This is a genomic window from Neptunomonas japonica JAMM 1380, from assembly GCF_016592555.1.
In the GTDB taxonomy this organism is placed as follows: domain Bacteria; phylum Pseudomonadota; class Gammaproteobacteria; order Pseudomonadales; family Balneatricaceae; genus Neptunomonas; species Neptunomonas japonica_A.
In genome coordinates, this window is the sequence record NZ_AP014546.1 from 3,058,204 (window position 1) to 3,083,267 (window position 25,064).

At 44.0% G+C, this 25,064-nt stretch carries 27 protein-coding genes; 15 read left to right on the plus strand and 12 right to left on the minus strand.

The annotated features are described in order from the left end of the window. Nucleotides 1-12: 12 nt before the first annotated feature. The 3 genes from mlaD to NEJAP_RS14315 are packed head-to-tail and all read right to left on the minus strand — an operon-like array spanning nt 13 to nt 2,078. Nucleotides 13-471 carry an outer membrane lipid asymmetry maintenance protein MlaD gene (gene mlaD, locus NEJAP_RS14305; RefSeq protein WP_201347870.1) on the minus strand — a complete coding sequence of 153 codons (459 nt, stop codon included), beginning with the start codon at nt 469-471 and terminating at the stop codon, nt 13-15. Nucleotides 472-474: 3 nt separating this feature from the next. After that, nucleotides 475-1,257, minus strand: a complete 783-nt coding sequence (gene mlaE, locus NEJAP_RS14310) for a lipid asymmetry maintenance ABC transporter permease subunit MlaE (RefSeq protein WP_201347871.1) — start codon at nt 1,255-1,257, stop codon at nt 475-477. Beyond that, a complete protein-coding gene (locus tag NEJAP_RS14315) occupies nt 1,257-2,078 on the minus strand; it encodes an ABC transporter ATP-binding protein (RefSeq protein ID WP_201347872.1) in 822 nt (273 codons plus the stop codon). Before NEJAP_RS14315 ends, mlaE begins: the two co-directional genes overlap by 1 nt. Nucleotides 2,079-2,260: 182 nt before the next feature. Between NEJAP_RS14315 and NEJAP_RS14320 the strand changes: the two genes are divergently transcribed. The 12 genes from NEJAP_RS14320 to yjgA all read left to right on the plus strand — a co-directional run bounded on the left by NEJAP_RS14320 (nt 2,261) and on the right by yjgA (nt 11,718). Further along, nucleotides 2,261-3,217, plus strand: a complete 957-nt coding sequence (locus NEJAP_RS14320) for a calcium/sodium antiporter (protein ID WP_201347873.1) — start codon at nt 2,261-2,263, stop codon at nt 3,215-3,217. A 16-nt stretch (nt 3,218-3,233) separates the two neighbouring features. Then, entirely contained in the window at nt 3,234-4,220 is a 987-nt protein-coding gene (locus NEJAP_RS14325; RefSeq protein ID WP_201347874.1) for a KpsF/GutQ family sugar-phosphate isomerase, read from the plus strand. Between the two features lie 194 nt (nt 4,221-4,414). Further along, a complete protein-coding gene (gene lptC, locus NEJAP_RS14330; RefSeq protein ID WP_201347875.1) occupies nt 4,415-4,951 on the plus strand; it encodes an LPS export ABC transporter periplasmic protein LptC in 537 nt (178 codons plus the stop codon). Next, a complete protein-coding gene (gene lptA, locus NEJAP_RS14335; protein ID WP_201347876.1) occupies nt 4,941-5,447 on the plus strand; it encodes a lipopolysaccharide transport periplasmic protein LptA in 507 nt (168 codons plus the stop codon). Before lptC ends, lptA begins: the two co-directional genes overlap by 11 nt. Before the next feature lie 5 nt (nt 5,448-5,452). Then, entirely contained in the window at nt 5,453-6,181 is a 729-nt protein-coding gene (lptB, locus tag NEJAP_RS14340) for an LPS export ABC transporter ATP-binding protein (RefSeq protein ID WP_201347877.1), read from the plus strand. Nucleotides 6,182-6,248: 67 nt separating this feature from the next. Beyond that, complete coding sequence (locus NEJAP_RS14345) at nt 6,249-7,748, plus strand: RNA polymerase factor sigma-54 (RefSeq protein WP_201347878.1); 1,500 nt, start codon at nt 6,249-6,251, stop codon at nt 7,746-7,748. Between the two features lie 43 nt (nt 7,749-7,791). Then, complete coding sequence (hpf, locus tag NEJAP_RS14350) at nt 7,792-8,088, plus strand: ribosome hibernation promoting factor (RefSeq protein ID WP_201347879.1); 297 nt, start codon at nt 7,792-7,794, stop codon at nt 8,086-8,088. 12 nt (nt 8,089-8,100) lie between these two features. Further along, a complete protein-coding gene (gene ptsN, locus NEJAP_RS14355; protein WP_201347880.1) occupies nt 8,101-8,559 on the plus strand; it encodes a PTS IIA-like nitrogen regulatory protein PtsN in 459 nt (152 codons plus the stop codon). Nucleotides 8,560-8,569: 10 nt separating this feature from the next. Next, nucleotides 8,570-9,427, plus strand: coding sequence for an RNase adapter RapZ (gene rapZ / locus NEJAP_RS14360; protein WP_201347881.1), 858 nt, complete (start codon nt 8,570-8,572; stop codon nt 9,425-9,427). 36 nt (nt 9,428-9,463) lie between these two features. After that, nucleotides 9,464-9,733, plus strand: a complete 270-nt coding sequence (locus tag NEJAP_RS14365; RefSeq protein WP_201347882.1) for an HPr family phosphocarrier protein — start codon at nt 9,464-9,466, stop codon at nt 9,731-9,733. Nucleotides 9,734-9,834: 101 nt separating this feature from the next. Continuing rightward, a complete protein-coding gene (gene mgtE / locus NEJAP_RS14370; RefSeq protein WP_201347883.1) occupies nt 9,835-11,187 on the plus strand; it encodes a magnesium transporter in 1,353 nt (450 codons plus the stop codon). Between the two features lie 3 nt (nt 11,188-11,190). After that, nucleotides 11,191-11,718 carry a ribosome biogenesis factor YjgA gene (gene yjgA / locus NEJAP_RS14375; RefSeq protein WP_201347884.1) on the plus strand — a complete coding sequence of 176 codons (528 nt, stop codon included), beginning with the start codon at nt 11,191-11,193 and terminating at the stop codon, nt 11,716-11,718. Between the two features lie 45 nt (nt 11,719-11,763). On the opposite strand, the gene NEJAP_RS19490 is transcribed toward yjgA, so the two are convergent. The 8 genes from NEJAP_RS19490 to NEJAP_RS14410 form a co-directional block, all read right to left on the minus strand. After that, nucleotides 11,764-11,898 carry a hypothetical protein gene (locus NEJAP_RS19490; RefSeq protein WP_329610908.1) on the minus strand — a complete coding sequence of 45 codons (135 nt, stop codon included), beginning with the start codon at nt 11,896-11,898 and terminating at the stop codon, nt 11,764-11,766. A gap of 28 nt (nt 11,899-11,926) precedes the next feature. After that, a complete protein-coding gene (locus NEJAP_RS14380) occupies nt 11,927-12,577 on the minus strand; it encodes a carbon-nitrogen hydrolase family protein (RefSeq protein WP_329610909.1) in 651 nt (216 codons plus the stop codon). Beyond that, a complete protein-coding gene (locus tag NEJAP_RS14385) occupies nt 12,574-16,455 on the minus strand; it encodes a YhdP family protein (RefSeq protein WP_201347885.1) in 3,882 nt (1,293 codons plus the stop codon). Before NEJAP_RS14385 ends, NEJAP_RS14380 begins: the two co-directional genes overlap by 4 nt. A 115-nt stretch (nt 16,456-16,570) precedes the next feature. Beyond that, nucleotides 16,571-18,049, minus strand: coding sequence for a ribonuclease G (gene rng, locus NEJAP_RS14390; protein WP_201347886.1), 1,479 nt, complete (start codon nt 18,047-18,049; stop codon nt 16,571-16,573). 30 nt (nt 18,050-18,079) lie between these two features. Then, a complete protein-coding gene (locus tag NEJAP_RS14395) occupies nt 18,080-18,658 on the minus strand; it encodes a Maf family protein (RefSeq protein WP_201347887.1) in 579 nt (192 codons plus the stop codon). 19 nt (nt 18,659-18,677) lie between these two features. Beyond that, nucleotides 18,678-19,166 (minus strand): rod shape-determining protein MreD, encoded by a 489-nt coding sequence (mreD, locus tag NEJAP_RS14400; protein WP_201347888.1) that lies wholly within the window; start codon nt 19,164-19,166, stop codon nt 18,678-18,680. Further along, complete coding sequence (gene mreC / locus NEJAP_RS14405) at nt 19,159-19,986, minus strand: rod shape-determining protein MreC (RefSeq protein WP_201347889.1); 828 nt, start codon at nt 19,984-19,986, stop codon at nt 19,159-19,161. Before mreC ends, mreD begins: the two co-directional genes overlap by 8 nt. A gap of 131 nt (nt 19,987-20,117) precedes the next feature. Beyond that, entirely contained in the window at nt 20,118-21,155 is a 1,038-nt protein-coding gene (locus tag NEJAP_RS14410; protein ID WP_028468559.1) for a rod shape-determining protein, read from the minus strand. Between the two features lie 148 nt (nt 21,156-21,303). Here NEJAP_RS14410 and gatC point away from each other — a divergent pair, with 148 nt between their 5' ends. From gatC to gatB, 3 genes are read left to right on the plus strand one after another with little or no spacing between them, the layout of a single operon-like run. After that, entirely contained in the window at nt 21,304-21,591 is a 288-nt protein-coding gene (gatC, locus tag NEJAP_RS14415) for an Asp-tRNA(Asn)/Glu-tRNA(Gln) amidotransferase subunit GatC (RefSeq protein ID WP_201347890.1), read from the plus strand. 33 nt (nt 21,592-21,624) lie between these two features. Further along, nucleotides 21,625-23,076 (plus strand): Asp-tRNA(Asn)/Glu-tRNA(Gln) amidotransferase subunit GatA, encoded by a 1,452-nt coding sequence (gatA, locus tag NEJAP_RS14420; protein ID WP_201347891.1) that lies wholly within the window; start codon nt 21,625-21,627, stop codon nt 23,074-23,076. A gap of 15 nt (nt 23,077-23,091) precedes the next feature. Further along, nucleotides 23,092-24,540, plus strand: a complete 1,449-nt coding sequence (gene gatB, locus NEJAP_RS14425) for an Asp-tRNA(Asn)/Glu-tRNA(Gln) amidotransferase subunit GatB (protein ID WP_201347892.1) — start codon at nt 23,092-23,094, stop codon at nt 24,538-24,540. 81 nt (nt 24,541-24,621) lie between these two features. On the opposite strand, the gene NEJAP_RS14430 is transcribed toward gatB, so the two are convergent. Then, a complete protein-coding gene (locus NEJAP_RS14430; RefSeq protein ID WP_201347893.1) occupies nt 24,622-24,945 on the minus strand; it encodes a hypothetical protein in 324 nt (107 codons plus the stop codon). Nucleotides 24,946-25,064: the final 119 nt, after the last annotated feature.

Consider the following 25,064-nt stretch of genomic DNA (forward strand, 5'->3'; position numbering starts at 1 on the left):
AGAATTTCTCTCCTAGTTATTCACTTTATTAAATAAAAATTTACCAATCAGATCTTCTAGAACAAGTGCTGATTGGGTGTCATGGATATAATCACCATCTTTAAGAGTATCTTCCTCAAAACCCACGGAGATACCTATATACTGCTCTCCCAATAACCCTGCGGTCAGAATTTTGGCTGAGCTATCGATAGACAAATAATCAATATCAGAATAAATATCCATAGTAACAAGGGCAACTAAGCGCTGCGTATCAATTTTAATGCTTTTAACTTCACCAATTTGTACGCCTGATAGCGTGACTTTAGCCCGCGAAGTCAGCCCACCTATATTTTCAAACCGTGCAAGAACTGTGTAATTATCCTGCTGAGCTGATAACTTCAAACCACTTACATTCAGAGCGAGCCCCAACAGTGCAAGCATACCCAGCACCATAAAAAACCCAACCATTATTTCTACCCATCGCATACGCATTTCTTATAAATCTCCAAACATCAATGCGGTTAAAATAAAGTCCAGCGCTAGCACCGCTAAAGACGAATAAACAACAGTACGAGTCGTTGCCTGACTAATCCCTTCAGACGTTGGAACACAATCATAACCCTGAAAAACAGCAATCCAAGTTACCACTATGCCAAAAACAATAGCCTTGATCACACCATTGAGTACATCTTCAGTAAAATCTACAGAATTTTGCATGTTTGACCAAAAAGATCCTTCAAAGATCCCAAGCCATTCAATACTGACTAAAGCACCTCCCCAGATTCCAACCATAGCAAAAATAATTGCTAAGACTGGCATGCAGATAAAACCAGCCCACAAGCGAGGAGCCACAATCCTACGCAAAGGGTCCACACCTATCATTTCAAGGCTGGACAACTGTTCAGTAGCCTTCATCAAGCCTATCTCAGCCGTTAGCGCCGACCCAGCTCGCCCTGCAAACAATAACGCCGTGACAACAGGCGCTAACTCGCGAACCAAACTAAGCGCCACCATCTGACCAACCGCTTGCTCTGACCCATAATCAACAAGAATAGTATAGCCCTGTAAGCCTAGTACCATGCCAATAAATAAGCCGGAAACAATAATAATAATCAGTGATAAAACGCCCACAAAGTAGATTTGCTTAAGCAATAAAGGCAGCATCACAACTGGCGTGGGCTTTGCAACTAACGACTGCCAAACAACACCTCCCGCACGTCCTATGCCAGCCAAGCGATCCAACATAGCACGCCCCAGCGAGCCAAATTGATTAAGCATTACCGCTTCTCCTGCGCACAAAGGTCTTCCAACATATCATCACCAGAAAAATGAAAGGGTACAGGGCCGTCGGGCAACCCTTGCATAAATTGTTGGACTTGATCGGTCTTATTACTTAACAAAGCTTGCGGTGTTCCTGATGCAATTACTTGCCCATCTGATAGTAAATAAATGTAATCGGCTATACTCATCGTTTCTTGGATATCATGTGAAACAATAATACTGGTATGCCCCAACGCCTGATTTATCTTTCGAATAAGATTAACAAGAACACCTTTGGCAATAGGATCCTGCCCTGTAAAGGGCTCATCGTACATAACAATATCAGGATCCAAAGCTATTGCTCGTGCTAAAGCTACACGCCTCGCCATTCCCCCTGATAACTCACTCGGCATTAAATCTCTGGCACCACGCAACCCGACAGCCTGTAGCTTCATTAATACGACATCTCGTACCATGTCCTCTGCTAACTGAGTATGTACCTTTATCGGAAATGCCACGTTTTCGTAGACGCTCATATCTGTAAATAACGCACCACTTTGAAACAGCATTCCCATGCGTTCACGCAAAGCAAACAACTGCTGGCGAGAAATCCGATGCACATCTAATCCATCTATCTTTACATGTCCACTATCTGGACGTAGCTGACCGCCAATCAATTTAAGAAGCGTTGTTTTACCCGTCCCTGATGGCCCCATGATAGCTGTAATTTTCCCACGCGGAATTTGCATATCCACATGCCGGAAAATTTGACGAGCTCCACGACTAAAACTCAACCCACGAATATCGATAATTGATTTTAGACTGTTATTCACCGACATATTATCAAAGCCTTTTCCCTGCCATATTAGAAGGGGTTAATGATCCGATTTCCCGCATAGAAATACCGCGCGAGACTATACCATTTACTGCACAAAACATGAACAGACCATCCTTTTAACTTGCACCAAATTTTGGTTCTGATTTAATAGGCCGCTTTTAACTATTGAGCACAACAAATACTATGTTATTTCCGATTTTATCTATCATCGCTGGGCTGATCATTTTAGTCTGGAGTGCTGATCGCTTTGTAATAGGAGCAGCAGCAACGGCAAAGAACTCGGGAATGTCTCCTATGCTAATCGGCCTTACGATCGTTTCATTTGGCACATCAGCACCTGAAATACTCGTCTCAATTATGGCATCTATTAACGGATCAGGCAGTTTAGCCGTTGGTAACGCGCTAGGATCCAATATTGCCAACATCGGTCTAGTACTAGGCATCACCGCCATTATCGCTCCTCTTCCTGTAAAATCAGCGGTTCTTCGCAAAGAAATGCCACTACTATTGTGCATTACACTCTTAGCTGGCGCTGTGCTTTATAACTTAAACATCACATTATTTGACGGCATTTTATTGCTCGCATCATTAGCAATCTGCCTTGTAATGTTCGCTAAATTCCAAAAAAACAGCGACCCTGCGGACCACATTTCTGACGAAGCCGAAGAGATTCCTGAAATGAGCACAGGAAGAGCATTGTTCTGGCTTATACTCGGCTTAAGCTTACTCGTAGCCAGCTCTCGCATGCTGGTATGGGGAGCAGTAGAAATAGCAACGTATATGGGGGTTTCAGAACTGGTGATTGGCCTGACGATTGTTGCTATAGGCACCAGTCTTCCGGAACTTGCCGCATCTGTTGCCAGCGCGCTGAAAAACCATCACGATATAGCACTCGGGAATATTGTCGGTTCTAACATATTTAATATTGCAGCTGTCATGGCAATTCCAGGGTTAGTTAGCCCTATTACACTTGATGCGATAGCCTTTAATCGCGATTATATGGTAATGCTAGGTTTAACTGTATTACTGCTAGTGTTTTGCCTTCTACAACGACCAGCTAAAATTAATCGAGTAGAAGGCGGTCTATTAACCGCAGCATATGCTGGATATATGTTTGTGTTATACACTATGTCAACCTGATTAGAAGCCGAATACAATGAATAATACGAATGACGACATCAAACCATTTATTGCATCTGCTATGCGTACCATTAAACTGGAAGCCGAAGCCGTAAATGATTTATTGAGCTATCTCGATAGCAATTTTGAAAGTGCATGCCGCCTCATGATGGAATGCACTGGCCGAATTATTATTACTGGCATGGGAAAATCTGGACATATAGGCAATAAGATTGCTGCAACCCTAGCCAGCACAGGATCGCCATCTTTTTACGTACACCCTGGTGAGGCTAGCCATGGCGACATGGGCATGTTCACCTCTAACGACGTCGTATTGGCACTTTCAAACTCAGGCGAAACATCTGAAATTGTAACTATATTGCCATTAATCAAGCGCATGGGTGCGCCGCTTATTAGTATTACGGCTAATCCACAATCCACGCTATCTCAAGCCGCTAATGCAAATTTACATATTGGTGTAGAAAAAGAGGCCTGCCCACTAGGACTAGCTCCTACATCAAGCACGACGGCACAATTAGTATTAGGCGATGCGTTAGCTATTGCGCTACTAGAAGCAAAAGGCTTTAGTGCCGAGGACTTTGCATTTTCACACCCCGGCGGAAGCCTAGGCAGAAAGCTATTACTGAAAGCCAAAGATATAATGCACTCAGGTACGGATATTCCTATTGTTCAGCATGGCACTACCATCAATAACACGCTTATTGAGGTAACTGAAAAACGCTTAGGCATGACAACTGTGGTAAATGAATTGGGAGCACTAATAGGCATATTTACAGACGGTGACTTACGACGCACACTTGATCAAGAATTAAATCTCAAAACAACAGCCATTGAAGAAGTGATGACACATCAGTGCACCACTATTTCTGGTGACTTGCTCGCCGCCGAAGCGTTAAAAATCATGCAGGACAAAAAAATCAACGCATTAATCATATGCGATGACAAGAATCGCCCAACCGGCGCATTAAATATGCACGACATGCTTAAAGCAGGGGTTATTTAATGCAAAAAAATGAAGAGCCCTACACTAAAAGCATCAATTGAAATTCAGGAAGCGACTGCCCACTCTACTTCAATGACGGCTTGCGTGGCTCGTGAATTTTGCAAAACAACTCTTGAGGCTAAAAGCCAATTAGAGTGTGCTTATGAGAGGTTCTTGTAAGCATGTTACTGACGCGCAGCAAAACCAGGATATTTTTGGCAATATTGCTGCTGTTCCCTCTCTTTCTTTATTGGATTATTAGCTCCGATTCGAATATAGAAGACGCCTCTGAAGCGGAAATAATCAGTGGCGTTGATTACTTTATGAAATCCGCTTCAAGTAAAGAATTCAATAAAGATGGAGAGCTTCTACGTACGCTTAAGGCAAACGAGCTTAACCACTTCCCAAGAGCAAAACGCACTACACTCAAACAACCCCACATTACTTTAATGGCTGAGAATAGCCCTCGCTTAACTAGCGAAAGCCTTTCAGGCATTGCTTATGATAATATCGATCGCTTCGACCTTGTTGAACAAGTTATCGTCACGCATAATCCAACAAGCCCGATACCAAGTGTGTTAAGAACATCAAGCCTGAGTCTCTACCAAGCTCAAGGAACGGCAAAGACTAACGCGCCCGTGGAGATCACCCAGCAATCCAATATCACAACAGCTACGGGCATGATTATTAACTATAAAATGAATACATCGGAACTACTTTCTGATGTAAAAGGCACTTTCCATGCTAAATAACAGATCATTAATACAGCTCTTTCTGCTTATAAGTGCATTGTTCAGCTCATTTTGCTTTGCGCTCCCGACTGATCGAAAGCAGCCTATTCATATAAGTGCAGACAGTGCTCGCATTGACGACAACACAGGTACAACAACATACAAAGGCAATGTCCTGATGACCCAAGGCAGCATGGAGATTCGAGCAGCCAAGGTCGACCTATATCGAAAAAAGGATGATATTAACCTAATCATCGCCACGGGAAGCCCTGCCAACTTTCGCCAAAGGCCCTCAAAAGATCAGCCGATTACTAACGCATTTGGCGAAAAATTAGAATATAAAATTGCTGAACAAACCGTCACTATAACGGGCCAAGCACGCGTAGAACAAGATAGAGACACATTTAGCGGCGAGCGTATCGTTTACCAAATGAAAAAAGCCATCGTCAACGCATATAGTGGATCTGGGTCCTCGGGACAACGCGTTAAAATGATTATTCAGCCTAAGGCCAATTAGTACAGATGAACACTCTTCTTCAGGCTTTACATCTAGCAAAATCATACAAAAAGAGACAGGTAGTTCGCGATGTCTCCCTGGAAGTTAACAGCGGTGAAATCGTTGGACTTCTAGGTCCAAACGGTGCGGGAAAAACCACCTGTTTTTATATGATTGTGGGGTTAGTTAATACCGACAAAGGCGCTATACGTATCAATAGCGATGACGTCACACAACTACCGATGCATGAACGCGCCCGAAAAGGAATAGGCTACCTCCCACAGGAAGCATCCATTTTCCGCAAACTTAGCGTACAAGATAACCTGCTCGGCATACTAGAGATGCGAAAAGAACTCTCGACAGCGCAGCGTAACGAGAAGCTAGAAAGCCTCCTAAGCGAATTCCACATCACACACTTACGCGACAGCTTAGGCATGAGCCTATCTGGCGGCGAACGCCGGCGTGTAGAAATAGCCCGAGCGTTGGCCTCCGAACCTACCTTTATTCTATTAGACGAACCATTTGCCGGCGTTGATCCCATCTCTGTAAATGACATAAAACACACTATAAAACACCTACAATCCAAAGGTATTGGTATTTTAATTACTGACCATAATGTGAGAGAAACACTCGATATTTGTGAAAAAGCCTATATTGTTAGTGAAGGCGTTATTCTTGCTCAAGGAACACCAGAAGAGATACTTTCAAATGAACAAGTAAAAGCAGCCTACTTAGGACATACATTTACACTTTGAACATCACATTGTAAATTTCACATTCTAAGTTATATGAACTGCCCTATTGGAGTAACCTTGTAGTTATATGAAGCAATCATTGCAACTCAAAATGGGTCAGCACCTGACAATGACCCCTCAACTACAACAAGCTATTCGTTTGTTGCAGCTGTCGACACTCGACCTCCAACATGAAATACAGGAGGCACTGGACAGTAACCCGATGCTCGAAACGAGTGATGATTTCGATGAAACGCATCAACCCGAAGTACAGCAAGAAATAACCACTCCAAGTGAAGATAACAACCTCGCCCAATCCAGCACATCAAGCAACGAGAGCATAGAGAACTCAGCTGAAGATCAGTGGAGCGACAACATTCCCTCTGAACTCAGCACAGACTCCTCTTGGGAAGACACGTATCAAACAGGAACAAGCAGTAGCCAGCGAGATGATGATTCTTTTTTTGAATCTAACGACACGGCAGAAGAAACACTGCAAGACCACCTTAACTGGCAGTTAAATTTAACGCCAATGAGCCCGGCAGACCGCTTAATTGCTGAAGCAATTATTGACGGCATCGATAACGAAGGGTATTTGCGCTCCTCTACAGAAGAAATTCTTGAACACTTTAAAGAGAGCGAACCTACATTATTTGCCGAGTCTGAACTCGATGAAGTAGACGCAGTATTACACAGGATTCAACAGTTTGACCCTCCAGGCGTTGCCTCTCGTGATTTGGGTGAGTGCTTAAGCATTCAGTTGCGCCAATTACCACCAGACACGCCGCTGCTTCAACAAGCGCTTACATTATGCAAACAATACATACACTTGTTAGGAACACGGGATTATAAGCAGCTACTACGAAAACTGCGATTAAAAGAGCCTCAACTACAAGCTATTATTCTCTTAATACAATCACTAAACCCCTATCCCGGTTCTCATATTTCTAGCTCAAAAGCTGAATACGTTACCCCCGATGTATATGTAGAGAAATTCCAAGGGGTTTGGACGGTACGACTAAATCAAGACGCATCTCCCAACCTAAAAATTAACACGAGTTATGCCGACCTCATTCGTCGAGCTGACAGCAGCGCTGATAACACCTATCTTAAAAACCACTTACAAGAAGCTCGCTGGTTTATAAAAAGCCTACAAAGCCGTAATGAGACTCTACTAAAAGTATCTAGTCAGATTATTGAGCGCCAATCAGCGTTCTTGGAGCATGGTGATGAAGCCATGAAGCCAATGGTGTTACATGACATTGCAGAAGCAGTAGAAATGCATGAATCGACTATTTCTCGTGTTACCACACAAAAATATATGCACACTCCGCGCGGAATTTTTGAGTTAAAATATTTTTTTTCTAGTCATGTAAGCACCAATGACGGTGGCGCTGCGTCCTCTACAGCTATTCGCGCCGTCATTAAAAAAATGATTTCTGCTGAAAATACTGCAAAGCCGTTGAGTGATAACAAAATTGCCCAACTGTTAGACCAAGAAGGAATTAAAGTTGCAAGAAGGACTGTTGCAAAATACCGAGAAGCAATGGGCATTGCTCCTTCTAATGAAAGGAAGTGTCTGGTTTAATATTAAGTTATAACGACATGCGTCGTTTTAAAAGGAGATACCTATGCAAATCAATATTACAGGTCATCATGTAGAGCTTACTGAACCGCTTTCTGAGTATGTACATACTAAATTTGAGAAGCTTGAACGACATTTCGATAACATTACTAATGTACAAGTTACACTAAGCATAGACAAACAACGTCAAAAAGCTGAAGCGGATATGCACATCGCCGGCGGTGAAATTTTTGCCACAAGCGAACAAGATGATATGTATGCTGCTATTGATGGATTGATCGATAAACTAGATCGTCAGGTCATCAAACATAAAGAAAAACTAAAAGCCATAAGTAACTTTTAAAACTGAAATCACATGCCCATTCTGTCACTATTATCACCAGAGCGAGTTCTTCAAAATATTGAAGGAGGAAGCAAAAAACGTATCATTGAGCTTGTCAGTAAAATCATTGCTGAATCAAACAGTGATCTCTCAGCAGAAGCAGTATTTAGCGGCCTCATCGGCAGAGAACGCTTGGGCAGTACGGGCATAGGTGAAGGTGTGGCCATTCCACACTGTCGCCTTGCCAACGTCCAAACGGCCACTGGCGCACTTATATACTTATCCAAGCCCATTGATTTTGATGCGATCGATAATCGTCCTGTCGATTTATTATTTTTTCTATTAGTTCCCGAAGAAGCATGTGACGACCACTTAAGCACGCTCGGAAAGCTGGCCGAAGTATTCAGTCAGGAGGAGTTCCGGGACACATTAAGAAATACACATTCAAATGAGCAACTTTTAGACGTTGCTACTCAACTGTTTCGCATTTAGAGATGGATCTATGAAATTAGTGATCATTAGTGGGCGATCAGGCTCAGGAAAAAGTACAGCTCTACAAGCCCTCGAAGATGTTGGCTTCTATTGTATTGATAACCTTCCGGCCAAATTACTGCCAAACTTAATTGATCATATGTTAGAGGATGACGCACAGCTCAACCGTATTGCCGTGTGCATAGATGCTCGCAACCTATCAAGCAATCTCGAGAAATTGCCGAGCATCTGGCGAGATTTTAAAAAGCACCCTAAAATCACAGTTGAACTACTTTATGTTGATGCCTCTCACGACACACTATTAAAAAGATACAGCTCAACAAGACGACGCCACCCGATGGCAGAGTTAGTCAGTAACCTTCCTGACTCTATTGACTATGAACGCACATTATTAGAACCGATTGCTGATCTTGCTGATCTGCGAATAGACACAACACTACTATCTATTTACGAACTACGTGACATCATAAAACTCAGAATTTCTGAACGTAAAGAGCAGTCACTTTCTTTACAGTTTGAATCATTTGGTTTTAAACATGGCGTCCCTATGGATGTCGATATTGTTTTTGATATGCGTATTTTACCCAACCCATATTGGGTAGCTGAACTTAGAAAACACACAGGGCTCGACCAGCCGGTAATCGATTTTCTTAGCCAAGAAAGTGACGTAAACGCAATGATAAAGGATCTTCAAGAATACTTAGATAAATGGCTACCGCACTTCATGCAAAACAATCGTAGCTATGTCACCGTAGGGATCGGCTGCACCGGCGGCCAACATCGCTCAGTTTATGTCACTGAACAACTAGCTAGCCACTTTAAATCTTATATGGATAGTGTGAACATCAGGCATCGAGAGCTGCGCTGAGCGCTCGACACCATTACACAGAGGAAATAAAGCGCTATGCTTGAACTAAAAATCACCATCATTAACAAGCTCGGTTTACATGCGCGTGCTGCCGCCAAGCTCATTAATACGACTTCTAGGTTTTCTTCTGACGTACGTTTAGTTAAAGAAGGCCGCGAGGTTGATGGCAAGAGCATTATGTCAGTCATGATGCTGGCTGCTAGTAAGGGAACAGAACTCACTGTCATTGCCACGGGTAGCGACCAAGATGATGCGATTTCTGCCATTGAAGCTCTCATTAACAATCGCTTTGATGAAGATGAATAACCTCTGATTCACGCATAGCAACTACTGAATACAACTCATCTATCCGCTATACTACAGCAACATAAAATATTGTACCGTGCGTTTTCGCAGTTAAGGGTATTATGACTACTAATGACGAAACTACAGCACTGGACAAACTCAACCGGGCCCTGGACAGTGGCGCCTTTCAACAGGTGCGTTTTACTCTAAACAATTCGCTTCGCCCTGCCGAAGTCGCACACCTACTAGAGCAGTCCCCGCCGAAAGAGCGCGAAATTTTATGGAATCTAATTCATACCGATAACGAAGGAAAAGTACTCCAGTATCTTGCTGATGATATTCAAGCAGACATTCTCAGCAAAATGGATACCGACCGCGTTTTGGCTATTACAGAGTCACTAGATACCGATGATGTAGCAGACGTTTTACAGCAACTACCGGAGCGAGTAACGCGAGAGCTGCTGAAGATCATGGATCAGCAGAATCGTGAACGCTTAGAAGTTGTTTTGGCCTACCCGGAAGATACCGCCGGCGGGTTAATGAATACAGACACGGTGACGATTCGCCCAGACATTACTGTTGAAACGGTATTGCGTTATATTCGCCGCCATAATGAAATACCTGAAATGACAGACAGCTTATTTGTCGTCAGCCGCAGAAAAGAATCCTACATAGGGATTCTGCCACTCACTAAGCTTCTCGTATCGGATCCCAATATTACTGTTCGTGAAATAATGAACACTGATATTAAGCCGATTCCAGCAGAGATGCCTGATGATGAAGTTGCTTCGCTCTTTGCTAAACATGATTTAGTATCCGCACCTGTTGTAAACAAAAAAGGTAAACTCCTCGGCCGAATCACTATCGATGATGTTGTCGATGTTATTCGTGAAGACGCAGACCACTCCATGATGAGCATGGCAGGTCTTGACGATGATGAAGATACCTTTGCACCATTGATGAAAACAACCCGACGAAGAGCTGTATGGTTAGGCATCAACTTGATTACGGCACTGACCGCATCTGCTGTTATCGGCATTTTTCAAAACACGATTGATAAAGTAGTCGCTCTCGCCGTCCTTATGCCGATAGTCGCCTCTATGGGTGGTATTGCAGGAAGCCAAACATTAACGCTTATGATTCGTGGACAAGCTCTAGGGCATGTTGAGCGCTCAAATGCTGGCTGGTTACTCAATCGTGAACTGTTAGTCGGCGGCTTAAACGGTGTACTTTGGGCACTGGTTGTATCGGCGGTATCGATTTACTGGTTCGAAGACACTACCATCGGCTTAGTCATTGGTTTAGCGATCATCATCAACTTAATTGCTGGAGCACTGGCAGGGACTGTACTCCCACTGGCTCTAAAATCTTGGGGCATTGACCCCGCCTTAGCTGGAAGTGTACTCCTCACCACCATTACTGATGTGGTGGGTTTTTTTGCATTTCTAGGATTGGCAACCTACTTCTACGGATAAAAAATGAACGAAGATAATTTCGATGATATAGATAATGATGATGAAGACTTTATTAGTCGCTCTCAGATCAAGCGCGAAGCAGAAGCTCTACAGAAGTTAGGCGAGCGCTTAGTAGACCTAAAACCAGGGCAACTTGATAAACTTCCTATTGATGAAACGCTTCGCCATGCAATCGATGAAGCTAAAAAGTTACCACACCGCAGCGCCTTACGCCGACAAATGCAATACATCGGCAAGCTAATGCGCTACGAAGATGGTGAGGCAATAGCAAACGCGATCGAACGCTTTGACGTTACAAAAGAAGCTCACAACAAAGTTTTTCATAAACTTGAAAAATGGCGTGACCGCTTAATTGAAAACAACAAAGATAATTCAATGCTAGACGTCATTATCTCTGAATACCCTCACACGGATATCCAGCACTTACGACAACTGGTAAGAAACGCTCAAAAAGAAGTATCGCAAAACAAACCACCGGCCGCTGCACGTAAACTATTTAAATACTTACGAGAGCTAGAAGAAAACCCATAGTCATTGTTAACGTATTAGGCTGTTAACACCTAACAGCCTATATATTTACGAACGTTGCTGAAATAGCACCGGCATACGCTTACGCACACGGCCCAAGAGACTAAAATCTAATTTAGCAAGCACTACGCCCTCCCCCATTTCACATCGAGAAATAACCGTACCCCATGGGTCTACGATCATAGAGTCGCCCGAAGTTTTACGAGAGGGGCTATGCTGCCCCCCCCTGATTTGCCCCAAGAATATAGCATTGCGTCTCAACAGCGCGGGCTCTTAATAGAACCTCCCAATGGGCTTTGCCCGTGACTTCAGTAAAAGCAGAAGGCACAACAATAATATCCGCACCCAGCTCTCTCAATTTCCAAAAATGCTTAGGAAAACGTAAGTCATAACAGATACTCAATCCAACCTTTCCTACTTCTGTTTCAACTACAACGAACTCATCTCCAGCCTCAACAAATGCTGACTCTAGGTATACACCCTGATTATCACTGACATCAACATCAAACAGATGACGCTTATCATAACGCGCAACACACCTACCGGCAGGGTCAAAAACTTGCAAAGCAGAACGTACTTTTCGATTAGCTGCGTTGCTACCAAGCAGAGGAAAACTCCCTGCAAACAGCCAAATTCCCAGAGATTTTGAAAGGCCACTTAACCAACAAGCGCCCCTGTTATACGCTTTCTCATCCTCAGCCAACGAGTAAAGCTGCTGACTATCAAAAAGTGCAAAATTTTCTGGCAACAATACGAGCTTGGCGCCTTCAGATACAGCTTCACGTATAAGAACTTCAGCTCTATTCAAGTTTATTTCAACATCAGAACCAGACACCATTTGCACAACTGCTACATGGGTCATTTTTTATCCCCTTCTTGCCCTGAGGTGTCATTAGAAGATTTAGCAGCTAAAGGGGTAATTGATTTAACATCTGGCTCAACCCATGGACCTGATAATTGGTACTTTATTGTGGACACTCTCTCAAACTTATCACCGATAAGCTTATCCAGTAAAAATACAGCACCCGCAATTTGAGGAGCTCCCAGCAACACTGCCGCAACAGGCAAGTTACTTGTTACAGGTAAGACTACATCAACTTCGCTATCCAACGTCTGATCCACAATATTGATACTTCCTTGCATATTCACATTAGCGGAAGGCCCATCAAGAGAAAATGGTTCCTGACTATAGGCGATACCACTGTTAAGCAAGTAGTGTGCGCTTACACGATCAAACGCTACGCCCGCTTTTACCAAGTCAGTAAAATTAAGTTGCAACCTTCGAACCACAGTATTGAGATTTAGAATGCCAAATAAACGTAATATATTACTGTGCTGCCCTGTTTCAATAATTCGCCCTTTCTTCAGTAACATCTTAAAATTTCCGTTTAAGTTTCTAGTTTCAAAACCCCACGGATACCCTGACCATGAAACATCACTGGTGATATTTGTTGACTGCGACTCAATGACACCTTCATAGCCAAAGTTATTCAAAAGCGTACCTAGGTCCCCTCCTTGTAACGCTATATTCATATAACTAGCGGGCTGGCCACCTTTTAAGCGCCACCCTGCATCACCTGTTAGTGAGAATTTACCGAAACGCCCAGCAATGTTTTTAACTGTTAGCTGGCCAGCAGGGTCTGGCTCAATTTCCATACGCCACTGCCCTACTGGTTTAGAGTCAAGATACAACTTATTAATAGAAAGCTGCACTAACGGCCATTCACTAGTATCAAAAATCTCTTGTTTAAGTGCATTATCACCTTTTGAGGGTTCTTGGTTTTTATCCAAATACCAGTGGTCTAAATTCACAATATAAGCAGTGCTACCCTCTTTAGGAAAAAGTATCTCACCGGCAACTTTAGGGCTTACAAAACCAATAGCAGTTTGGTTGCTACCTTCAGCATTGACAACTAGATCAACATTACCGACTTGCACATCCCCTGCCGATAAGCGCCCGATATGTAACGCCAACTGCTTCAAACCACCTTGTGAATCGGAAAGGCTTTCGCTACTCCACCAGTTATTTTGAACCATAAAAGCCTTCAGCTGAGCAAGGTCAACCTGATCAATAGCGCCATCTACCCATATGCCTGCTTCAACGGGTTCCTGAGGGCGCTCTCCACCAAAGCTAAGACGCGTTCTTGAAGCGCTCTCAATAGACTTTGTAACACCACGCAGCTGGCTACCTAGCTTATATCGCCAAACAGGACTATCACTCCCTAACTGACCTACAATCTGCAACGGCATCATAGCATCAGCGGTTTTCCCAAACGGAGCGGGGGCTTGTAGTTCAACCCCCTTCAAGCTGGAGTCAACGACTAACTTGTTACATGTAGCTACGCCGGAACATAGGTCCAAACGAGCATTAATAACAGCAGCTCCTTTAGCACTGTTTAATAAAGATAATTCTGTTTGCTTTTTTAACGCGTCTATAGAAATTTTTCCAGAAAGATACACCCGAGTCACTTCAGGAAGCTGCTGCGTTTTTTCTACAGGTTCAATCCGCACAGCAACAGGTGCATTCATAAAAGATGCCTTAACGTTGTTGCTAGAGAGGCCTTTCTCAGTCGAAAAATCGAGATCTCCAGAAACGTCATTAAAAACTAACTTTTCTGATACGCTTTCAAAACGCCCCTTATCAAAACGCGAAGAAACCTTAACAATTGGAACTCCCTTTTCGGATAGAGGTAGCAGCACAGCAACTTCTGTTTTATGCTTGCCTGACAATGACCATGAATCAAGACCATCACCTACTAAGTCATGCAGTGATGTAGTTTTAAGCAAAGTAAAAATATCTTTAGCATCACCCAGCACCGACGTTTTAACACTCAGCTGATCCGACCTAGCAGGTAAGTGCACTTGAATCTTGCTTGCACGGCTATTTAATAACACTCCCGTACTGGCAGTAATATCTAATGCCTCTCCATCCAAACTGATCGTCATATCGGCCTGCTTAACAACAGGCCAATCTGGTTGAAACTTCACCGTAGCACGCTCAACATCAAAGTAGAGTTGTACGGTAGGAGGTAAACGCCCTTCTAAGCTGCGAGTACCTGCGCGTAAAAGCAACATACCATCTTTGACAGTGCCCTCTTTAATCGCCGCTGATACCCAGCGGTGCAAAGACTCTCCCACTTCCGCAGGAGGTATATATAAAGGTGCTTGTTTGGCGTCTGCATTCTTCAGCGCAATCAGCAACGTCAGCTCAGTTTGATGCATACGGTCTAATGGTAGATACATGCTAAACCGACCAGACGCACTCAATGATTCATTTTCCAGGTTCAATAAACTGCTATTTACCGTAACGACAGGACTCGAATGCCCCTCTCTTTCTTCAATAATCCAACTAACGCGACCACTCGCTTCACGGTACTCCCAGTTTTCAGAAAATATCCCAGGAAACCCCATTACAAATGACTCAGTATCTAAATCAATATCGCCAGAGATTTCAGTAAAAGCGATGCGCCCTGTCACATTTTTTAAAACTGGAGCGCCATAATAGTCATCAACACTCACTCCACGAAGATCACCCTCACCTTGCAGCTTTGCTAGGTTATGCGGGTCGGCCCAAACTACCGTTACGTTCTTAATACTCCCCTGAGGCTGTAACTTAAGTAACGCATCATCTAAGCTCTCAGGCATATAAGGCTTACCAAGAAACCATTGCGACCACATGGCTAAATCTAACTCTTTAAGGTTCGCTTGATGCAGTAATACTTTTCCTTTATTCAAGCTAATATCAGTTGATATAAAAGGCATTTCTATTCTTGCTTGGCTGTTTTGTACTAACAGGTCGGAAATCACAAGCTTAAACTTTTCTGCAGAAGTGGGCTGAAGCGCAAAGGTAACGGCACTATCAATAATATTCTCCAATGACTCCTGCTCAAAAGATAAACGCTTGATACTCAATTGCCCTTGTAAAGCTTCAACACGCTGATTACTCCAGCGTCCCCAAAGCTCAGTGCCCATATCTAGGTCTTTTATATCAAATGGTAAATCCACTAAATCAAGGTTCAGTAGTTGCTGCCCAAAATTACTAACTTTTGCATAAAGCTTATAATCACCCAACAAAGGATCAACAGGAAGATTCTCTGTTTCAATAGCAAATTCAACATTCGATGAATTACTATCAGCGAGTGCTAACGTTAAAGACCCATATAGATAATGCTGATCACCTGCATTATTTAATAAGAAGGTAATAGGGGATATTTTCTGGACAGCTCCCTGCTGAGGATGCAAAGATAAACGCGCATTAGTAAAAGAGACTTCAGGCTGCTGAACCAGCATATTAATAACGTGCCTAACAAGACCATCACTACTCACCGAAGAAGAGCTCGTGCCTAACGTTCCCCATCGTCCATCACGCTGGCGAAGAGATACAGACGTTTGATCAATATTTAAGATAGAAAATATAGGAAAGCGAGCAAATATTGAGGCAAAAAGATCAATCTCAGCATCTACCCGATGAATGCTAAAATCAACCTCAGGCCCTGTAGCAGAATCACTATAGGTACGAATATTTTGTAAATGAAAAGTGGGGTACTTCCCATCCCAATGTGCAGAGACCTCCTGTATGGTAATAGGTGTACCTGCTTTATCTGAAATATATTCTTCTATCGCAGTTTTGTGTTCGGCGATGGATGGTAGGAACTGTCGAGTAAGGGCCACTGCGATTGCGACTAACAGCAAAACCACCAACAATACCCAACCTACCCAGTGAAAGAGACGATTCAGCATTTAACTTCACCTACTCGGCCGATCAGCAGAGTATTTTTGACGCTTAAATTTTCAGCAGAGCATAACTAGGCTCTGTCACCATAGAACTATAACTATAAATAAGCGCAGTAGTATATTACCTTAACACAACATCAAACTGCTCTGGGCTATACATTGCTTCGACTTGAAAACGAATCGTTTTATTAATAAAGGCTTCAAGCTCGGCAACATGATCTGAAGCATCATCGGTTAAATACTCAACCACGCCAGCTGACGCTAGAACTAGATACGCTTCGGTGTCATAGGCACGATGTTGGCGTAAAATTTCGCGGAAAATCTCATAACACACCGTCACAGGTGTTTTGATAGAACCTCGGCCTTGGCACTGACTGCATGGTTCACACAGAATATGCTCTAAGCTTTCTCGAGTGCGCTTGCGTGTCATTTCTACGAGCCCTAGCTCTGAAACACCCGTAACTTTACATTTAGCATGATCGCGGTCCAATACTCGCTCAAGCGTTCTTAGCACTTGCTGCTGATGCTCAACCATCTCCATATCAATAAAGTCGATGATAATAATACCGCCAAGATTTCTTAAACGCAGCTGTCTGCCGATAGCGGTTGCTGCTTCAAGATTCGTCTTGAAAATAGTTTCTTCCAAATTACGGTGGCCAACAAAGCCTCCAGTATTTACATCAACGGTTGTCATCGCCTCTGTCTGATCAAAAATCAAATACCCACCAGATTTCAGATCAACTTTGCGCCCAAGCGCTCTTTGCATCTCATCTTCTACGTTATAGAGATCGAAGATCGGCCTTTCCCCGGGATAATACTCAAGGTGGTCATATATCTCTGGGACTAAAGCTTTCGAGAAGGATTGGGCTTTTTGAAAAGTCTCTCGGGAATCTATTCTGATACGTTCAATACCCGCATGTGCCATATCCCTCAAGGCACGCATATTCAACGGCAAATCTTCATAAACAATAGAGGGAACAGAAGCGGTAACAGCTCCAGCTTCTATCGCCTTCCACAAACGCTTTAAAAACTGAACATCTGCAACCAGTTCGGTTTCCGAAGCGCCTTCTGCAACTGTACGTAAAATATATCCAGCCGTATCTGATTCATCCAAGGCAACGCATTTTTGTAATGCACTGCGTAAACGTTCACGCTCTTCAACATCTTCAATACGTTGGGAAACACCGATATGACTATTTCCAGGCATATACACTAAATAACGAGAAGGAATGGATATATGCGTTGTTAAACGCGCCCCTTTAGTACCAATAGGGTCTTTAGTAACCTGCACAACTAGCGCTTGGCCTTCTCTTAGGACGTGAGAAATAGAAATACTATTTTTCTCTTCACCACTACTCTGCTGAGGCAACACATCTTCAACATGAATAAAAGCGGCTCGTTCCAAGCCTATTTCAATAAAAGCAGCTTGCATGCCTGGTAGCACTCGAACTACTTTTCCTTTATAAATATTTCCGACAATACCGCGCTTTGTTGAACGCTCTACATAGATTTCCTGAGGCATCCCGTTTTCGATAACAGCAACACGGGTTTCCATCGGGGTGAAATTAATCAGTATTTCTTCTCCAACGTTTGTTGCCACAGGAGCCTTCCTAACTAAAAAATGAAATGGTTAATATTGCCAAACTTTGATTCCGACCTTATTTAAGAGTTCCGACGTTTCTGCCAAAGGCAAACCAACAACGTTTGAATAACTCCCTTCTATCTTTTCAACAAAAATTGCCCCAAAACCTTGAATACCATAACCACCTGCTTTGTCGCATGGCTCTTTGGTTTTCCAATAGCGATGGCATAATTCAGCATCTAATGTTTTAAAAGTAACATGGGTAACAACAACCTGGCTATCGGTAAAGCCGTTATTCGTCAATGCGATACCCGTCATAACTTGATGCGTCCGACCAGAGAGTTGCTGCAACATTACGACGGCTTGATCTTCAGATTCAGGTTTACCTAATATATATCCATCAATAACGACCGTGGTATCTGCACCTAATACCGCACACTGCTGCCCATTTCGAAGAAAGCCTTCCTTTGATTTTTCACACGCTAAACGCTGCACATAATCTGCGGGCAACTCACCGGGCAAAACATCCTCATTGATATCAACACTACTCTGCTTAAAAACGACACCTATCTGTGCCAATAACTCTTTTCGGCGCGGGGAGGCCGAAGCCAAAATAAGCTCACACATAATAAACTCAAAACAGTAATCAGTTAACGTGGAATGTACGCCTTATACCCCTGAGCACAACAAACACCCATGGCCATAAAATGGCACTAACCAAGGCAGGTAACAAGAAAACAAGGCTATCGCCAGTACTACCCGATAAAGACTGTATCCAATGAAAAATCAACTGGTTAATCCCAACTAGCACTAACACCATCATCGCTTGTTGCCACAAAGGGTACATCCTTAGTCGCTTATGCAGTATCAATGTGATAAATGCCACCATCGTTAATGAAAGTGCATTCATACCAAGCAAGCTACCTTTCAATACATCTAAGGCCAACCCCGATATCCAGGCCATACCTATACCAAAACGATGTGGCAAAGCCATGACCCAATAAATAACGATCATGGCCACCCATTCAGGCCTCCACCAGACAAACATGGCGGGTAACGGCATCTGGCTGAGAATAAAGCCAACAATTAACGTACCGATAACAATCAATACACCGCCATTACGTCGCTCACTCATGTGGTTCTTTCACCTCAGAAGATCCCACTTCATTAGGCCCCTCATTAGATTGACTGACAGGCTCTTGTCGATTTTCAATAATCGGCTCCACCAGCAACAGATGCCTGCTTTTATCCAAACGAGCGGCCGGTGTCGCTTTAACAATGGAGAATGGACGTCCTGGATCACGAACTACGCTGGTTACTTTCGCCACTGGGTATCCATATGGAAAGCGCCCCCCTAGTCCAGAAGTAACCAACAAATCACCTATGCGAACATCGGCAGTATCGGGCACATGTTCTAATTCCAATTCACCCAATGTGCCTTTACCTAAAGCAATAGCACGAAATCCATTACGATTAATCTCAACAGGAAGAGCGTGGCGTGCATCTGTGATCAGCATAACTCGGCAAGTATAGTGCGACACATCGACCACTTGGCCAAGAACCCCTCTCGCATCTAGCACTGGCTGACCAAGAAAAACACCATCTTCTTGGCCTTTTCCTAAAATAATCTGATGCTGAAATGGGTCCGGGTTTACGCCAATCAATTCGGCAAGTTGCACATCATTTTTAATACGCTGACGACCACTTAATAGCTCTCGGAGACGTAAGTTCTCGGTTGTCAGAGAAGCCATCTGCTGCACCTGTTGATCTAGTAAAATAACTTCAGATCGCAACTGAATATTATCTTTAACAAGAGAGCGCCTACTGACCAAAACATCAGAGAGGTCATCGGCTATTCTCGTGGGCATATCGACCAACCACTGAATAGGCGTCATCACAAGAGAAAGCACACTGCGCGCTTCACGCGTGCGAGATGGATTCAGATCACTCACCATAAAAATAATAGCAAGTATGACAAGTACAAGGAAAAAAGACGGGGTATGCCGCCTTTAAATATAGGTTTCACGCAGGCGCCTCCTCAATCTAAAAGAAGGCGATTGACAACTATTCATAACAACAACCGCTGTTATTCGAAGGTTAGCAGCTCAAACGCGTGCTTATCTAGCAACTCCAGCGCTCGACCACCACCACGGGCTACACATGTAAGAGGATCTTCAGCTAAAATAACAGGCAGCCCTGTCTCTTCACTGATCAAACGATCAATATGGCGCAACATTGAGCCACCACCGGTCAAGACAATGCCTTGCTCAGCAATATCAGACGCCAGCTCAGGAGGACACTGTTCAAGAGCACTCTTAACAGCCTGAACGATAGCAGACAGCGGGTCTTGCAATGCTTCAAGGATTTCATTGCTATTGAGTGTAAAGCTACGCGGAATACCTTCTGCAAGGTTGCGGCCTCGAACGTCAATTTCAAGCACTTCCTTGCTTGGATAAGCAGAACCGATCTCTTGCTTGATACGTTCAGCTGTTGCTTCACCAATCAAGCTACCGTAGTTACGGCGCACATAAGTCACAACCGCTTCATCAAAGCGATCTCCACCAATGCGCACAGATTCAGCATAAACGATACCGTTCAGAGAAATCACAGCGATCTCAGTAGTACCACCGCCGATATCTACAACCATAGAACCACTGGCTTCTTCAACGGGCAAGCCTGCACCAATTGCAGCGGCCATTGGCTCTTCAATCAGATAGACTTCACGTGCTCCAGCACCTAAAGCAGATTCTTTAATAGCACGGCGCTCTACCTGCGTTGATTTGCAGGGAACACAAACAAGCACTCGCGGACTTGGCGAGAAAAAACTGTTGTCATGTACTTTGCTAATAAAATATTGCAGCATTTTTTCAGTAACATGAAAGTCTGCAATAACACCGTCTTTCATTGGACGGATCGCGGTAATATTACCCGGCGTACGGCCCAGCATGCGTTTAGCATCTTTACCTACAGCAGCGACAGACTTCTGATTACCGCTTTGCCTAATGGCAACAACCGACGGTTCGTTAAGAACAATGCCTTTATCGCGCACAAAAATCAGCGTATTTGCTGTACCCAGATCGATTGATAGGTCGCTCGAAAACAGACCCCGTATTTTTTTGAACATGTCGAATGGAAACCTTAAAGAGTTACAGGTATAGCTGAAGTATTTTAAAAACACGTAACTCTAGCAACGGCAGGGATTTAGAGCAAGGAGCAAATATGTTAAGTTAGTCTTTTTTTCGCCAAATCCGAGACAGTTAGCGAGATCACCCATGGCTCTAAACAGAACCGATGTAGAAAAAATTGCACATCTGGCACGTCTGCAAATAGACGAAAACGATGTGCCTGAGTATGCGACAAACTTATCAAACATACTGGATCTAATCAGCCAGATGCAGAGTATCGACACAGCAGATGTTGAGCCACTCGCACATCCACTTGATGCCGTACAACGCTTAAGGGCAGACAGTATCACTGAGCAAAACCAGCGTGAGCATCTACAAAGTGTAGCTCCGTCTGTGGAAAACGGCCTATTTCTTGTACCTAAGGTCATTGACTAACAGCGCCGGCATAACGATTAGGACTAAATAAAGATGTTGAATAAAACACTGGCCGAATTGGCCAAAGGGCTTGAACAAGGCGAATTCAGTAGCGTTGAACTAACTCAGTCATACCTTGAGCGTATTAAACGCGAAGACAGTAAATACAATAGCTACATTACTGTCACAGAAGAGCTTGCGCTAACACAAGCCACTGCCGCTGATGAAACTCGCTCAGCAGGCAACGCTACTAGCATGACCGGCTTGCCCATCGCTCATAAGGATATTTTTTGTACTCAAGGCGTACGCACCAGTGCTGGCTCTAAAATGCTGGATAACTTCGTCTCTCCTTACGATGCGACTGTAGTTCGCCAATTTAATGCAGCGGGTGCAGTCACACTGGGCAAAACCAACATGGATGAGTTCGCCATGGGCTCATCCAATGAATCTAGCTTTTACGGCCCTTCTCGCAACCCTTGGAACACTGACCATGTACCTGGTGGCTCATCGGGCGGCTCCGCAGCTGCTATTGCCGCAGGCCTAGCACCAGCAGCAACCGGTACAGATACGGGTGGATCCATTCGCCAGCCCGCTGCCTTTTGTAACCTAACCGGCCTTAAACCTACTTATGGCCGCGTCTCTCGTTACGGAATGATTGCCTATGCATCATCATTAGACCAAGGCGGCCCAATGGCGCAAACGGCTGAAGATGCCGCCATGATGATGAATGTCATGGCAGGTCTTGACCCTCTAGACTCCACCAGTGCAGACCGTCAGGTTCCTGACTACACGGCTAACCTAGATGCACCACTAGCAGGCTTAAAAATAGGCTTACCAAAAGAGTTTTTCTCTGCCAGCCTTAATCCTGAAATGGCCACGCTGATTCATAACGCTGTCAAAGAATATGAAGCATTAGGCGCGACGGTTAAAGAAGTCAGCCTACCCAATACAGCATTATCTGTTCCTGCCTATTACATCATTGCACCGGCAGAAGCATCGTCTAACTTATCTCGTTTTGATGGTGTGCGTTACGGCTATCGCTGCGAAGACCCTACAGATCTCGAAGATATGTACAAACGTACGCGCGGAGAAGGGTTTGGCACAGAGGTTAAGCGCCGCATCATGGTAGGCACCTATGCCCTATCTGAAGGATTTTATGATGCTTACTACAAAAAAGCACAACAGATCCGCCGTCTGATCCAAGAAGATTTTATACGCGTACTGTCTGAAGTCGATGTCATCATGGGGCCAACAACCCCAACTCCTGCTTTTAAGCTGGGCGAAAAAACATCCGACCCTGTCGAAATGTATATGGAAGATATCTTCACGCTATCGCTAAACCTTGCAGGCTTACCGGGCATGTCTATCCCTTGCGGCATGAATAACGGTCTACCTGTGGGCTTACAGATTATTGGCAACTACTTTGCCGAAGAAAAACTTCTCAACGTCGCCCACAAATTCCAGCAGGCAACTGACTGGCACACCCAAAAGCCTGCAGGTCTTTAAGAGGAATAACGAATAATGGAATGGGAAACAGTGATAGGGCTAGAAATTCATGCCCAACTCGCAACAAACACTAAAATTTTCTCGGGTGCCAGCACTGCTTTTGGAGCCGAGGCAAATACCCAAGCCTGCGCTGTCGATTTAGCACTACCAGGCACACTGCCCGTTTTCAACGAAAGCGCATTACGCATGGCCGTCATGTTTGGTACAGCTATTGATGCCGAGATTGGCAAAGTCTCTGTCTTTGATCGTAAAAATTATTTTTACCCGGATTTACCAAAAGGCTACCAAACCAGCCAACTCTTTTACCCTATCGTTGGTGAAGGGCACATTGATATTGAACTAGAAGATGGTTCCACAAAGCGCATCGGTGTTACACGCGCTCATCTTGAAGAAGATGCAGGCAAGTCACTACACGAAGAGTTTGCTAGCCAAACAGGTATCGATTTAAACCGCGCAGGCACACCCTTGCTAGAGATCGTATCTGAGCCAGATATGCGCTCTGCTGAAGAAGCAGTTGCCTACGTGAAAAAAATCCATGCGCTAGTGACCAACTTAGGCATTTGTGACGGTAACATGGCCGAAGGATCTTTTCGCTGTGACTGTAACGTGTCTGTTCGTTACAAAGGTGAAGAACTAGGAAACCGCACAGAAACTAAAAACATCAACTCTTTCCGCTTTATCGAAAAAGCGATTAAGGGTGAAGTTATACGTCAGATCGACATTCTTGAAGATGGCGGCCGCATCACTCAGGAAACACGCCTGTATGATGCCGATAAAGATGAAACGCGCTCGATGCGTAGCAAAGAGGAAGCCAACGACTACCGCTACTTCCCTTGCCCTGACCTGCTACCGATTGTTATTGATGACGAATACATCGATACCATCCGTAAAGCATTACCTGAGCTTCCTGACGTTCGCAGAACGCGCTTTGTAGACACTTACCAGCTGTCTGCTTACGATGCCGGTGTATTATCTGCTTATAAGCCACTCTCAGACTTTTTTGAAACTGTTGCTACTATTTCAACTGACGCAAAATTATCCGTTAACTGGGTGATGGGCGAGCTGTCTAAGCACTTAAACCAACACGATACGGACATCAAAAACAGCCCTGTTTCTGCCCAGCAGTTGGGTGGCCTATTACAACGCATTAAAGACAACACCATTTCAGGAAACATTGCCAAGAAAGTATTTGAAGCGATGTGGAATGAAGGTGGCACAGCTGATGAGATAATCGAAGCCAAAGGGCTTAAGCAGGTGACCGATACCGGCGCTATCGAGAAAATAGTCGACGAAGTCATCGCTAACAACCAAAAACAAGTTGACCAATACACCGCAGCTGAACCCGACAAGCGCGGAAAAATGATTGGCTTCTTTATGGGACAAGTCATGAAAGCATCCGGCGGTAAAGCTAACCCAGGCCAGGTACAAGGCATGATGAAGCAAAAGCTGGACGCTCTCTGCTAAGCAACTCACAAAACAGCTAGCACCCATATAACCGGAAACATAAATATGTTTTCGGTTATATTTATTACATCTTGTAGATGCTTAAGTGATAGGCAAGCCAGCTTTCAGCTTTAACCAGCCGTACTTCTTACCTATGGCTTTGCAAAAACTATCGAACCTCCCTCTCCTGCTCGTCTTTCTTAAATGCTGCCCGTGATGTTGCCACCATAGCTCTATGATCTCTGATAACTTACGGTGATCTTTTGATTGAGGGTTCCAAGGGTTGTGAATCGCCTTGTTACGCTCGAACGCCTCAAAGCGCTGTGCTTCGCCCTTCGTGGCTAAGGTTTTACGAATTCTTGGCCCTACCGATCCATAGGGTCGTAAGTCGACAAGATAGCCTTTATCTGTTTTCTTAATCGACATAGCAAAGAGTCTGTTCACCGATGTATATGATCAACACCATAGTGACAGAGTCATTTTATGTCTAAGAATTTCAATACAAAATACAGTATTAAATGTAAACTATATCCGTTACTTGCCAT

Bases quoted from the DNA above. Each gene is read 5' to 3' on its own strand.
- mlaD (WP_201347870.1), bottom strand. From the start codon at position 471: ATGCGTATGCGATGGGTAGAAATAATGGTTGGGTTTTTTATGGTGCTG.
- mlaE (WP_201347871.1), bottom strand. From the start codon at position 1,257: ATGCTTAATCAATTTGGCTCGCTGGGGCGTGCTATGTTGGATCGCTTG.
- NEJAP_RS14315 (WP_201347872.1), bottom strand. From the start codon at position 2,078: ATGTCGGTGAATAACAGTCTAAAATCAATTATCGATATTCGTGGGTTG.
- NEJAP_RS14320 (WP_201347873.1), top strand. From the start codon at position 2,261: ATGTTATTTCCGATTTTATCTATCATCGCTGGGCTGATCATTTTAGTC.
- NEJAP_RS14325 (WP_201347874.1), top strand. From the start codon at position 3,234: ATGAATAATACGAATGACGACATCAAACCATTTATTGCATCTGCTATG.
- lptA (WP_201347876.1), top strand. From the start codon at position 4,941: ATGCTAAATAACAGATCATTAATACAGCTCTTTCTGCTTATAAGTGCA.
- lptB (WP_201347877.1), top strand. From the start codon at position 5,453: ATGAACACTCTTCTTCAGGCTTTACATCTAGCAAAATCATACAAAAAG.
- NEJAP_RS14345 (WP_201347878.1), top strand. From the start codon at position 6,249: ATGAAGCAATCATTGCAACTCAAAATGGGTCAGCACCTGACAATGACC.
- hpf (WP_201347879.1), top strand. From the start codon at position 7,792: ATGCAAATCAATATTACAGGTCATCATGTAGAGCTTACTGAACCGCTT.
- ptsN (WP_201347880.1), top strand. From the start codon at position 8,101: ATGCCCATTCTGTCACTATTATCACCAGAGCGAGTTCTTCAAAATATT.
- rapZ (WP_201347881.1), top strand. From the start codon at position 8,570: ATGAAATTAGTGATCATTAGTGGGCGATCAGGCTCAGGAAAAAGTACA.
- NEJAP_RS14365 (WP_201347882.1), top strand. From the start codon at position 9,464: ATGCTTGAACTAAAAATCACCATCATTAACAAGCTCGGTTTACATGCG.
- mgtE (WP_201347883.1), top strand. From the start codon at position 9,835: ATGACTACTAATGACGAAACTACAGCACTGGACAAACTCAACCGGGCC.
- yjgA (WP_201347884.1), top strand. From the start codon at position 11,191: ATGAACGAAGATAATTTCGATGATATAGATAATGATGATGAAGACTTT.
- NEJAP_RS19490 (WP_329610908.1), bottom strand. From the start codon at position 11,898: ATGATCGTAGACCCATGGGGTACGGTTATTTCTCGATGTGAAATGGGG.
- NEJAP_RS14380 (WP_329610909.1), bottom strand. From the start codon at position 12,577: ATGACCCATGTAGCAGTTGTGCAAATGGTGTCTGGTTCTGATGTTGAA.
- NEJAP_RS14385 (WP_201347885.1), bottom strand. From the start codon at position 16,455: ATGCTGAATCGTCTCTTTCACTGGGTAGGTTGGGTATTGTTGGTGGTT.
- NEJAP_RS14395 (WP_201347887.1), bottom strand. From the start codon at position 18,658: ATGTGTGAGCTTATTTTGGCTTCGGCCTCCCCGCGCCGAAAAGAGTTA.
- mreD (WP_201347888.1), bottom strand. From the start codon at position 19,166: ATGAGTGAGCGACGTAATGGCGGTGTATTGATTGTTATCGGTACGTTA.
- mreC (WP_201347889.1), bottom strand. From the start codon at position 19,986: ATGGTGAGTGATCTGAATCCATCTCGCACGCGTGAAGCGCGCAGTGTG.
- NEJAP_RS14410 (WP_028468559.1), bottom strand. From the start codon at position 21,155: ATGTTCAAAAAAATACGGGGTCTGTTTTCGAGCGACCTATCAATCGAT.
- gatC (WP_201347890.1), top strand. From the start codon at position 21,304: ATGGCTCTAAACAGAACCGATGTAGAAAAAATTGCACATCTGGCACGT.
- gatA (WP_201347891.1), top strand. From the start codon at position 21,625: ATGTTGAATAAAACACTGGCCGAATTGGCCAAAGGGCTTGAACAAGGC.
- gatB (WP_201347892.1), top strand. From the start codon at position 23,092: ATGGAATGGGAAACAGTGATAGGGCTAGAAATTCATGCCCAACTCGCA.
- NEJAP_RS14430 (WP_201347893.1), bottom strand. From the start codon at position 24,945: ATGTCGATTAAGAAAACAGATAAAGGCTATCTTGTCGACTTACGACCC.